A 10,895-nucleotide genomic window follows, 5' to 3' on the forward strand; every position below is an offset into this window, starting at 1 on the left:
GCGAGGGGGTGCGCCTCACCCCCTCGCTGGCGCTCAGGGTTCGCCGGGCCAGCGGCCCAAATCAACAGGGGCACCCGCGGAGCCAACTGAGGGTGCGTTCCGCGGCCGGTCCTGCCACAATGCCTCCCCTGTAGTGACGCCCGGTCTCCCAACGGAGGTTCACGATGCCGTTCCTCGGCGCTCACCTGTCCATCGCGGGCGGGGTGTCCAACGCGGTCGCGGCCGCCACCAGGCTCGGGTGCGCGGCGCTCCAGATCTTCACCAAGAGCCCGAACTCGTGGGCCGCCAAGCCGATCGACCCGGCGGACGCCGCGCAGTTCAAGCGGGCCGTCAAGGCCGCCGGCCTGCGCTACCCCACCGCCCACGACTCGTACCTCATCAACCTCGCGAGCCCCGACGACGCGCACTTCAACAAGTCGATCGACGCGCTCGTGATCGAGTTGGAACGCGCCGAGCAGCTCGGCCTGAGCTACCTCGTCTCGCACCCGGGGGCGCACAACGGCAGCGGCGAGGACGCCGGCCTGGGGCGCATCGCCGCGGCGCTGGACGCGGTCCACAAGCGGTGCAAGGGGTTCAAGGTGAAGCTGCTGGTCGAGACGACCGCCGGCTCGGGGACGTGCCTGGGCGGCAAGTTCGAGCACGTCCGCCGCATCCTCGACGGCGTGAGGGACGCGAGCCGGCTCGGCGTGTGCCTCGACACCTGCCACGTCTTCGCCGCGGGCTACCCGATCGGCACGCCGAACGAGTACGCGGAGACGTTCGGCGCGTTCGACCACGTGGTCGGGTTCGAGCACATCAAGCTGTTTCACGTCAACGACAGCGTGCCGGGGCTCGGCAGCCGCGTGGACCGGCACGCGGGCCTGGGCCTGGGGCAGATCGGGATCGAGTTCTTCCGCCGGCTCGTGACCGACCCGCGGTTCCGCGACCTGCCCATGGTCCTCGAAACGCCCAAGGAGGCCGACGACGGCACCGAGATGGACCCGGTGAACCTCGCCGTGCTGCGGGGGTTCCTGAGCGAAGCGGTCGGGGCGTGACACCACGGGGCAGGCAGGAACGCCCGCCCCACCAGAATCACGCCGCCGCCGGTTCGGCGCCGGCGGCGCGCTTCAACTTGTTGAGCTGCCAGCCGAGCGTGCCGAGCAGGATCAGCGTCGTCACGAAGAAGTTCCCGTACGCCTCGGCCGTGCGCTGGTGGACCAGTGTGAGGGCCGGCAGCGCGACGCACACCGCGAACACCGCCGCCAGCCGCCGCGCGTCCGGCGAACCCGCCGGCTGCTTCAGCCACAGGTGGACGAGCACCGCGAACGGGTACAGGAGCCAGACGAAGAAGTACCCGAACGAGTACGGCGAGAACAGCAGGATCATCAGCAGCAGCATCGCGAACTCGATCGCGTTCGACCCGGGGGTGCGGTGCGCGTGCCGCGGCATCACGCCGATGTAGAAGAGGCACACCGCCAGCGCGACCCCGACGATGATCGCGTTCGTCGTGCGGAAGTCGAGGTCCGCCACGTTCACGTAGAAGTTGCGCGCCGGGTTCTCGTCGGCCGACTTGTGCCGCAGGAGCCGGTTCGCCATCCCCATCAGCGACTGGTTCTTCCAACTGTACGCCCGCTCGGTCCGCTGCCCGATGGAGCCGGTGTCGTACTTGAACAGCATCCCCCCGGCCCACACCTTCAGGTCCTCGGCGCCCTGGGCGGGGCCGCGGACCGCGAACGGCACCGCGACGAAGAACAGGCCCAGCGACGCGACCAGCGACGCGCACGCGCCCCAGTGCCGGCGGTACACGAGGTACCCCGCCGCCATGAGCGGGAACGCCTTGATGCCGACGGCCAGCGCGACCAGCGCCCCGGCCCCCCACTCGCGGCCCGCCCGCAGGCACGCGAACGCCCCGAGCATCACGAACAGCAGCAGCAGGTTCACCTGCCCGAGGTGGTAGGTGTCGAACGCGAACGGGGCCGAGCAGCACACCGGCACGAGGTACAGCAGCGGGTGCCGGCCGAGCGCCCGGCCCGTCAGGAGGTACGCCGCAAGGAACGCGCACCCGAGCCACACCGCGGAGTTGATCGCGGTCAGCGCGACGACCATCGCGACCGGACCGAGCGCGCTCAGCGGCGCGAGGAGGACCGCCGCGACGGGCGGGTACATGAACGGGAACACCTGCCCCGGCGGGTAGAGCTGCTCGCCGCGGATCACCTTCTGGCCGGTCTCGTACCAGAGGGGGTAGTCCTTGGGGTGCCCGTTGGGGCGCAGCGAGTGGCTGATCGGAAGGCTGGAGAACAGCCCCGCGAGCACCACGAACGCCGCGAGCATCCGCCGGTGGGTCAGGAGGCCCTCAACAACCGGGAGCCAGTTCGCGATCCGGAGCCGAAGACCGACACCGAGCAAGGGAGCCGCCATGCCCATCCTTCAAGAAGCGGGGTCCGGGACAGGTCGGGCGATCGACGTTCGGACCGTCGGCTGCCAATCTGTCAGGTAGTTTTCTGAGTTCAGCCACCCGGGCAAACCCTTTCATCCTGTCAGGACATCGGGTGTTGCCACGGGCAATTTCACCGCTTCGCGCAGCGGTGTTCTCATTCACCCTGTATGCCGGGAAATACCCTGTGTGCTAATTCCGAACAAGTGCATGATCCTGGCACAGCAGCGGAGCCGGGAAAAAGAGTAAACGGGAGGGATCTTCGAGTGCCAGGGTAAGAAATTCACGCTCGGCGTGAAAAAGTGCTCCCATTGGGCTCTCGGCGCGGAGTTTGCAAAGAATTTCTCAACTCTCGACTGGCGATTGCCGGGAGGGAACCCACAAAATACGCTACTGAGTTTTGCGAACACTCGGAGGCTGGGTATCGTCTGTGGGTAGGGGCAACTTGAGGGAAAATGGAACCTCCCGAAAGATTCCCCAATCAGTGTCGTAGGATCTTCTAGTAGGACAGCCGGCAAGGGCCCTCCCCGCCCGAGAATGCCGGCCTCATCCAGGAGGGACATCTCCATGTTGGTACTCACTCGGCGCGCTGGCGAATCTATTGTCATCGGCAACGGTATCAAGATCACGGTCGTGAACATCGGCCCGGGCCGTGTCAAGATCGGGGTCGAGGCTCCCCCGTCGGTCCGTGTGGACCGTGCGGAGATCCACGCCCGCATCCTCAACGAGCAGTCGTCGGACGTTCTCGCGGCCGTCTCGGCCCAGACCGACGCGGAGGCCGGCGACCACCCGACGCTTGTGAACGCCGCCTCGGACACGAAGGTCCTCCCGAACCGGGTCGCGGAGCAACTCCCCGACCTGCCGGAACCGGTCGCCGTCCCGGCCCCGGGGTCGGTCACGCCGCCGGTCGGTGCGTCCTCGGGCGCGAGGCTCAGCAGCTTCCGCGCACCCCGCAAGTCGCGCTAACATTGAGAGTCGGTTCAACGCCCACTTTCCACGCGGCGGCCCCATATGGCCGCCGCTTAATTTTGCGCACCCGCCCGCTCCGCCATTTCCCACCCGGCCTGTTCGAATCCGGTGGCCGTCCGCGTCGTCTTTCCGGAGAACCAACCGGGACTCCACACTTCCCGAGGTGCCGCACATGCACGCCGCGCTCTTGCTCGTCACCCTCGCACTCCCCGCCGACGAACCCAAGTCGCCGCCGAAGCCCGCCACCGCCAAGGAGGCGCTCCAGCCGTTCAACGTCCTCGTCGGCTCCTGGAAGGGGAGCGGTGCGCCGGAAGGGACCAAGGAGGAGCGCGCCGCCGGCGTCTGGACTGAGACCGAGTCGTGGAGCTGGCAGTTCAAGGGCGACGACGCCTGGCTCGCGCTCGCGATCGAAAAGGGAAAACATTACACGACCGGGGAACTGCGGTACACGCCTACCAAGGACGAGGCCCGCTACACCCTGAAGCTCACGACGCCCGCCAAGGCGACGGCCACGTTCGCCGGCACCCTCAAGGACAAGGTGCTAACGCTCGACCGCACCGACGCGGCGGCCGGCGAGGACCAGCGGCTCGTGGTCACGCTCCTGCACCACAACCGCCACCTCGTGCGGCTGGAGGCGCGGCCGGCCGCGTCCGCGGTCGCGTTCACGAAGCAGTGGCAGGTGGGGGCGACGAAGGAAGGGGTTCCGTTCGCGGAGGTCGCGAAGGGGCCGGAGTGCATCGTTAGCGGCGGCGTCGGCACGATGAAGGTGGCGTACAAGGGGAAGGACTACTGGGTGTGCTGCACCGGGTGCCGCGACGCGTTCAAGGACGACCCCGAGAAGTTCCTGAAGGAAGCCGCCGCGAAGAAGCCGTGACAGAACGGGGCAGCGTGACTGGTGAGTGGGTTACTGCCTTGCCCCTCACCCGCGACTCGAAGACTCGTCGCGACCTCTCCCCGTAGGAACGGGGCGAGGTGGGGGTGGCTGGTCCGCCACCAGAGCTGATTCGACCGTCCCGCTATAAAGGAACCCCGAGGCAACAACTCGCCCCGTTCCTACGGGGAGAGGTCGCCGCGCTTCGCGGCGGGTGAGGGGGTAGCCACCTGACCATGTCTTCAGCCCCTTCAAACTCTTCCGGTCCGGCAAGCTGTTCCGGTCGGCGAAGGTGGTTCGGTTCTCGGCGGGGCGCGTGAGGTGCCGGTCGGGCGTGCGGGACTTGGGGCGACCGGCGCTTTTGTGCAACGCCAGGAATTGCTTGCCGCCGGCAATCGGTAAGAATTGCCTCAAGTCCGGTGCCGACGATCCAAGTCGGGCCGCTCGCGAGGGTTCCCCAATGCCGCGGTCGCGTCACCTGTCCGCCCTGCTCGTGGGCGTCCTGTCGGTCTCGGCCACCAGTTGCCGCAGCAACTGCGGGAGCCGGAGCGGCATCCTGACCTCGAACCAGCCCCAGCAGCGCGGCGAGCCGCCGTGCATGCTCACGAGCGGGTCGGGGGCCCGACTCATGGAGGGCTGCTACGACGCGATCACCGGGCAACCGGTGCCGTGCCCGCCCTCGTCCCCCGGCACGATGATGATGGGCCTGCCGGCCCCAACGTACCCGCCGCCGGCCGGCGTGGCACCGCGGCCCGACGAACTCCCGTACCCCGCTCCGAACGACACCATCCCCCGGCCGGGGGTTCCGTTCGCCCCGCCGATGGCCGCCCCCGGGTCCGAGGGGGCCGCGCTCACGCCCAAGGCCGGGACGACGCCGGTGCGGGCGACCCCGAAACAGTGAAGTCACCCGGAGGGTGAACCCCACGACGCGGGGGGGCGGGGGGGGTGGGCGGGCCCCCGCCGGGGGGGGGGGGTGGGGGGGGGGCCGCGCGGGGGGGGGCCCCCCCCCACCCGGCCACGCCCCCGGTGGGTTCCCCCCCCGCGGGGGGCCGGGGGTGGTAGATCGCCGGCCCGCGTCCGTTTGCTGCTTGTCGGGCACGGGCACGGGCTGGGGCACGGGCACGGAGAAGACCGGGGGAAAGCACCGAGCCGTTGTGTGCTTTGGGCTTGATCCGTGCCCGCGTGCGTGCCCGTGCCCGTGCCCGATTTGGTATTCCCGTCTTCCGTCCCAGGCCCGGCCTCTGTGAGGCCGGCTGAGGACACAACACTGTCGTGTCACCGCGTCCGCTCGTTACGGCCGGGTGAACGGCCGGGCCAGCACGCTCCCGCTCGCGGGAACCACGCCCGCGGCGGGGGCCGCGTCGGTCCCGTACGACGGCTTGTAGAACTGGCTCGGCGCGTCCAGGGTCCGGGCGGCCGGCTTGTAGCTCGTGGTCGTCACCGGTCCCGCGACCGGGGCGGTGCCCCAGGCCGGTTGCGTTCCGCTGGCGAACCGGTGCCCGGCGATTGCGTCGTCGGCCGGCGGGGTGCAACCGGTCTTGCACGAACCCCCGAGCCCGAGGCCGAACCCGGTCCGGCCGCCCAGGCCGTTCGCGGCCCCGGCGACCGCGGCCCGCGCCCCGCCGCACGTTCCCGTCGCGCACCCGCCCGTCGCGCACCCGCCCGTTGCGCACCCGCCCGTCGCACACCCGCCCGCCACCCCGCTACAGTGGCCGGGCGTGTTGCACCCGCCCCAGTACGAACCTGGGGGGCAGTTCCCGTCGCACCGCCACGCGAGGACCGGCCCGATGTACGGCGTCGGCCGGAGCAGCGGCAGCGCGTTGCGGGTGGTCGGCTGGAACAGCAGCCACGACCGGAGCCGCCCGCTGAACATGCCGCCCGAGTCGCACGAGCCGCTCCGGCCGCACGTCGGGCACTCGCCCCCGGTGTACACGGGCAGCGCGACCGGCGGGGCCGCCGGTACGGCACCCGTCGCCACCGGCGTCGGGGCCGGCGCGACGTACTGCACGGGAACGATCGGCCGCGTGGGGACAAAGACCCGCCCCAGCGGGGTCGCGGGTGCGGTCGCCTGGATCGGGACGACGCTGGCCGGGGCCGCGTACGTCGACTTCGGAACGACGTAATCATTCGGGGCGACGTACTCGGTCCGGGTGACGGTGGTGCCCGGGAGCACCACCGCAACGGGGACGAGCGTCTCGGTCGGGGTCTTCACGACGGTCGTCTTCTTCGTGACCTTGGCGGACGGCGCCAGCGCCGGCTTCTCCGGGGTCACCGAAACGAACGGCGTACCCGACGGCGGGGTCGCGCTGACGGCCCGCCCCATGCCCGTCGGCGGGAGCAGTTCAACCCCGACGGTCTTGCCGTACACCGGGCTCACGACCGGGGCCGTGCCCGACGCCGGGACCACGACGGTCGGTTGCGCGACCGCCACGGTCGCCGCTGCGGGCTTCACCGCGACCGGCTCGCTCTTCGGCGTGGCCTTCTTCGGGGCGGGTTTGGTCACCTTCGCGGGCGTCGCGGGTGCGACGACGGTCTCGCTGACGACGACCGGGGCGGGGGCGGGGGTCTCGTGGTACGACGGGTACAGGGACCGGCCCGGCATGAAGTAGTCGCCCGCCCACAGGGGGATCTGCGACAGCCCGGCGAGCAACAGGAACGCGGCGATACGCCTCATGATCGGCACCTCCGGCAAGTACGGTCCCACCGAGGGGACTGCCGGAACCATCGGCACCGACTGGAGGGCTTGGAGAGGTTGAATGCCCCGAGGTGGAATGCGGAACCACCCCACGCCCCGGTAAAGCCGGAACACCTTGCGCAGAGTACCGGGTCGGGCAGAACTTGAGCGCCAGCGACCGGAGTCTTCGTCTCGGCCCACCTCCGGTCGCTGACGCTCCCGGCTCGCCGTGCGTTTGGACTTCTCGGCGGCCGGTCTGGCTCAGGGTTTTCCGAATACCTCAGGCAACCCCAGGTCTGTACGCCCGAGGGCGCGGTGGACGCGGTAGGCATGGCGGAGGATCAGCAGGAACGGCACCCACCAGATCAGGTCGTTCGGCACGGTCGTGGCGAGCGCCGCGACTTGCGTTTCGCCGGTGAGGAGCCCGAACGCCAGCCCGATCGGCCCGAAGAACTTGCCGAGGAACCCGACGAACACGATCTCCCAGTGCGCGACCGGGTCGCGGGCGGCCAGGATGTACGCGATGCCGTAGACGCCGACGATCATGCCGATCCCCTGCCACAACTGCGGGTAGTGCAGCGGCTTGTCGGGGAACTGCATCCCCGAGTACGCGAACGACAGCGTCGGGAACAGCACGGTCCATGTGCCCCACAACAGGTTGTAGATCCCGGCAACGAGGAGGGCGGCGGTCATCCAGCCGGGCGTGCGGGTCAGTGTCATGGGCAAATGGGTCCTTTGGGGTCCGGACGGTCCGAACGGCGACTTGAACGAATCGCGGCGGGCGACTCAATTCCGCAACCGGTGCGGCCGATACAGGTGATACAGATTGTCTTCCGCGCCATCCCGGGGATCGGGTCATGAACATCGCCGTCGTCGCCCTCGTCGGGGCCACCCTGGGACAGCCCCCGGCCGCGGCCCCAGGCCCGGACTACTTCCCGCTCAACTCCCGGAAGATCGACCTCCCGATCAAGTACGAGCGGGACCGGAAGACGATCCGGCAGATGAAGCTGTTCGTCGCCCGCAACGGCGAGAACACGTGGTACCAGGAGGCCGCCGTGCCCCCGGACCGCGACAAGTTCACCTTCATGGCGAAGGAGGACGGCCTGTACTGGTTCACCATGCAGGAGGAGGACCTCCAGGGCAAGAATCTCCCGGCGAACCTCATCAACACGCCGCCGGACCTGAAGGTGCTCGTGGACACGGTCCAGCCCCGGGTGCAGTTCACCAACGCCCGCAAGAACGGCGACGACGTGGTCGTCGAGTGGTCCGTGGACGACAAGAACCCGGACGACACCAAGACCCAGGTCCACTTCCGCCCGGCGAGCGGTGAGGGGTACTGGCAAGAAGTGACGCTCCCGGCCAGCTCGAAGAGCGGGGTGCGGTTCCCGGCCGGGCCGGGCGCGGTCACCGTTCGCGTGACGGTTCAGGACGTCGCCGGGAACAAGACCGAGGCGACCCGCGAGATCGGCGGCACCGGGGCGACGACGGCCCTGTCCTCGCCGATGAGCGGCCCCGCGGCCCCGACCGGCCCGGTGTCCCCCGCGAGCGGCGGCACGGCCCAGATCCCATCACCGGACTTCAACCCGGTCGTGTCCGCGGGACCGGTCGCCCCGGCCGCGCCGCCGACCCCGACCCCGCCGGCCCCCGTGCCGACGCCGGCGCCGGCCCCCGTGGCACAGGCCGCTCCGGTCGTCCCGCAACCGCCGGCCGCCACGAACACGCCGCCCGCACCGGCCGCCCAGGTCGCCACCGGCCCGACCGTGCTGCCGACCGTCGACCCGCGGCAGCCGGTCGTCCCGGCCTCGCCGACCGGGGGGGTGCCCCCGGGCGGGCCGGTGCCGGTCGCCGTGTGGACCGCCGGGAACGCGGCCGCCGCGCCGACGGTCGAGGTGAGCCGGGCGCAGTACCTGAACTACCTCGCGTTCGACATGGGGTACGAGGTCGAGTCCCGCGGGCCGTCGGGCATCAGCCGGCTCGACCTGTGGGTCACCCGCGACGACGGCCGGACCTGGATGAAGTGGAGCCAGCACGACGGCAAGCAGCAGACCGTGCGGGTGAACCTGAGCGTGCCGAACAACCCGCTCCCCGAGGGCAACTACGGGTTCCGCGTGGTGCCCGTGAGCGGGGCCGGGCTGAGCGAGCGCGAGCCGGCCGGGGGCGACGCCCCGGACCTGCGGGTCGTCGTGGACGTTACCGCCCCGACCCTCGACCTGTTCCCGCCGACCGGCGACCCGACGAGCCCGGACACGCTCGTCGTCCAGTGGAAGGCGGCGGACAAGAACTTCGGCGAGGACCCGATCACCATCGAGTGGAGCGACAAGCCGACCGGCCCGTGGCAGCCGGCCGCGGCCGCGGAACTGGCGCAGACCACCGCCGGCCAGCCCGTGGCGGCCCGGCGGCTCCCGAACACCGGCCAGTTCGCGTGGCGGGTGCCGGCCGGCCTGCCCCCGCGGGTGTACCTGAAGGTCGCGGCCCGCGACGCCGCCGGCAACGTCAAGGAAGTGGTGACCCGGGAGCCGATTTTGGTGGACCTGGTCAAGCCCCGTGCGAAGATTAGTGGAATCGTCACCCCCGCGGGCGGCGTCGCCCGGCCGTGAGAACTGGGGCGGCGGGGGGCGCTCGCTCCGCGAGTGACCCCCGCCGCGCCGCCGCACACCGGGAACCCTCTCTGCGCCGGGGTGCGACTCGCGGAGCGAGTCGCCCACCCCGGTGAGGCCGCTCTAACGGGGCCGCCGAAAGCAGGAACCGACGCACGGGGGACACCGTCAAATGGCGGGCGGAACGGGCCGGCGCGGCCCGTTTGGGTCGTGTGGGCTCGCACCGGTCCTGATTTTTCCCCTGGCAGCGGAAGGACGCCCAGCCCCCGCGAGCCCGTCGGTCGTCCCTCCCCACTTTTGTAACCTAAACTACCGTGTGGGGGGTAGGGAGGGGCCGGCGACCCTTACTGCACAGCACCCGGGCGGGCACATGGTCGAGAAGCTCACTCAAACCTGGATCACGTCGCCCAAGCGCCTCCTGTCCGAGATCGCCCGCGAGGCGTGCCTCGTTCACATCTACCCCACCGGCCCGAGCATGGGGTGCCGGTACCCGCTCTCGGAACGCACGCTGATGCTGGGCCGGGGCGAGGACTGCGACATCCGGCTCCAGGACCACTCCGTGTCCCGCCGGCACGCGCGGATCGAGCCGACCGCCGAGGGGTACTTCGTCCACGACCAGCACAGCACCAACGGCACGTTCGTCAACGACCGGCAGCTCGAGAGCGCCTGGCTCCTCCAGGACGGCGACTACCTCCGCGTCGGCAACTGCATCTACCGCTACCTCGCGGGCGGCAACATCGAGGCCGAGTACCACGAGGAGATCTACCGGCTCACGATCCTCGACGGGCTCACCCAGATCCACAACCAGCGGTACCTCACCGAGTTCCTGGACCGCGAGGTCGTGCGGTCGCAGCGGCACAACCGCCCGCTGTCGGTCCTGATGATCGACATCGACCGGTTCAAGTCGGTCAACGACACGTTCGGCCACCTGTGCGGCGACTTCGTGCTGCGGGAACTGGCCGACGTGGTCCGCACCACGATGCGGAAGGAAGACCTGTTCGCCCGGTACGGCGGGGAGGAGTTCGCGGTCGTGCTCGTCGAGGCGAGCCGCGACGAGGCGGTGACCGCGGCCGAGCGGATCCGCGCGGCCGTGGCCGCGCACCAGTTCCGGTTCGAGGCGAACCCGATCAACCTGACCATCAGCATCGGCGTGGCGGCCACGTCCGGCGACCTCGGCATGACGTCCGCGAACCTGCTCCGCCAGGCCGACGAGAACCTCTACACCGCCAAGCGCTCCGGCCGCGACCGGGTCATCGGATAGCGCCAGGAGTTTCGAGTTCAAGGTTCAAAGTGCGCTGCTTAATCGTTCGCCTCACGCGGGCCGCCACGGAGGGCGGCCCCTACCAGAAGGTTCGCGTTTGGTTTGTAGGG

At 70.3% G+C, this 10,895-nt stretch carries 9 protein-coding genes; 6 read left to right on the plus strand and 3 right to left on the minus strand.

Annotation, left to right across the window (positions count from 1 at the left end; translation table 11 throughout):
• Nucleotides 1–164: 164 nt before the first annotated feature.
• Nucleotides 165–1,034 (plus strand): deoxyribonuclease IV, encoded by an 870-nt coding sequence (locus ACTIGN_RS12945; protein ID WP_439624416.1) that lies wholly within the window; start codon nucleotides 165–167, stop codon nucleotides 1,032–1,034.
• 37 nt (nucleotides 1,035–1,071) lie between these two features.
• On the opposite strand, the gene ACTIGN_RS12950 is transcribed toward ACTIGN_RS12945, so the two are convergent.
• A complete protein-coding gene (locus ACTIGN_RS12950) occupies nucleotides 1,072–2,397 on the minus strand; it encodes a glycosyltransferase family 87 protein (RefSeq protein WP_439624418.1) in 1,326 nt (441 codons plus the stop codon).
• A 583-nt stretch (nucleotides 2,398–2,980) separates the two neighbouring features.
• Between ACTIGN_RS12950 and ACTIGN_RS12955 the strand changes: the two genes are divergently transcribed.
• The 3 genes from ACTIGN_RS12955 to ACTIGN_RS12965 all read left to right on the plus strand — a co-directional run bounded on the left by ACTIGN_RS12955 (nucleotide 2,981) and on the right by ACTIGN_RS12965 (nucleotide 5,154).
• Complete coding sequence (locus ACTIGN_RS12955; RefSeq protein ID WP_439624420.1) at nucleotides 2,981–3,379, plus strand: carbon storage regulator; 399 nt, start codon at nucleotides 2,981–2,983, stop codon at nucleotides 3,377–3,379.
• A gap of 175 nt (nucleotides 3,380–3,554) precedes the next feature.
• A complete protein-coding gene (locus ACTIGN_RS12960; protein WP_439624422.1) occupies nucleotides 3,555–4,256 on the plus strand; it encodes a YHS domain-containing protein in 702 nt (233 codons plus the stop codon).
• Between the two features lie 457 nt (nucleotides 4,257–4,713).
• Nucleotides 4,714–5,154: a hypothetical protein gene (locus ACTIGN_RS12965; protein ID WP_439624424.1), complete on the plus strand. Its 441-nt coding sequence runs from the start codon at nucleotides 4,714–4,716 to the stop codon at nucleotides 5,152–5,154.
• Nucleotides 5,155–5,544: 390 nt separating this feature from the next.
• Here the strand turns inward: ACTIGN_RS12965 and ACTIGN_RS12970 are convergent, their stop codons facing one another.
• Nucleotides 5,545–6,927: a hypothetical protein gene (locus ACTIGN_RS12970; protein ID WP_439624426.1), complete on the minus strand. Its 1,383-nt coding sequence runs from the start codon at nucleotides 6,925–6,927 to the stop codon at nucleotides 5,545–5,547.
• 261 nt (nucleotides 6,928–7,188) lie between these two features.
• On the minus strand, nucleotides 7,189–7,647 hold the full coding sequence (locus tag ACTIGN_RS12975; RefSeq protein WP_439624428.1) for an alkyl hydroperoxide reductase: 459 nt from the start codon (nucleotides 7,645–7,647) through the stop codon (nucleotides 7,189–7,191).
• Nucleotides 7,648–7,784: 137 nt separating this feature from the next.
• Here ACTIGN_RS12975 and ACTIGN_RS12980 point away from each other — a divergent pair, with 137 nt between their 5' ends.
• Entirely contained in the window at nucleotides 7,785–9,524 is a 1,740-nt protein-coding gene (locus ACTIGN_RS12980; RefSeq protein WP_439624430.1) for a hypothetical protein, read from the plus strand.
• Nucleotides 9,525–9,894: 370 nt separating this feature from the next.
• Nucleotides 9,895–10,785 (plus strand): diguanylate cyclase, encoded by an 891-nt coding sequence (locus ACTIGN_RS12985; protein WP_439624432.1) that lies wholly within the window; start codon nucleotides 9,895–9,897, stop codon nucleotides 10,783–10,785.
• Nucleotides 10,786–10,895 lie beyond the last annotated feature (110 nt).

Origin of the sequence: Gemmata sp. (assembly GCF_051859125.1) — a bacterium.
GTDB lineage: Bacteria > Planctomycetota > Planctomycetia > Gemmatales > Gemmataceae > Gemmata.

Excerpts from the sequence above, each read along its gene's own strand:
- ACTIGN_RS12980 (WP_439624430.1), top strand. The coding sequence starts at position 7,785 with ATGAACATCGCCGTCGTCGCCCTCGTCGGGGCCACCCTGGGACAGCCC.
- ACTIGN_RS12950 (WP_439624418.1), bottom strand. The coding sequence starts at position 2,397 with ATGGCGGCTCCCTTGCTCGGTGTCGGTCTTCGGCTCCGGATCGCGAAC.
- ACTIGN_RS12970 (WP_439624426.1), bottom strand. The coding sequence starts at position 6,927 with ATGAGGCGTATCGCCGCGTTCCTGTTGCTCGCCGGGCTGTCGCAGATC.
- ACTIGN_RS12965 (WP_439624424.1), top strand. The coding sequence starts at position 4,714 with ATGCCGCGGTCGCGTCACCTGTCCGCCCTGCTCGTGGGCGTCCTGTCG.
- ACTIGN_RS12985 (WP_439624432.1), top strand. The coding sequence starts at position 9,895 with ATGGTCGAGAAGCTCACTCAAACCTGGATCACGTCGCCCAAGCGCCTC.
- ACTIGN_RS12955 (WP_439624420.1), top strand. The coding sequence starts at position 2,981 with ATGTTGGTACTCACTCGGCGCGCTGGCGAATCTATTGTCATCGGCAAC.
- ACTIGN_RS12975 (WP_439624428.1), bottom strand. The coding sequence starts at position 7,647 with ATGACACTGACCCGCACGCCCGGCTGGATGACCGCCGCCCTCCTCGTT.
- ACTIGN_RS12945 (WP_439624416.1), top strand. The coding sequence starts at position 165 with ATGCCGTTCCTCGGCGCTCACCTGTCCATCGCGGGCGGGGTGTCCAAC.
- ACTIGN_RS12960 (WP_439624422.1), top strand. The coding sequence starts at position 3,555 with ATGCACGCCGCGCTCTTGCTCGTCACCCTCGCACTCCCCGCCGACGAA.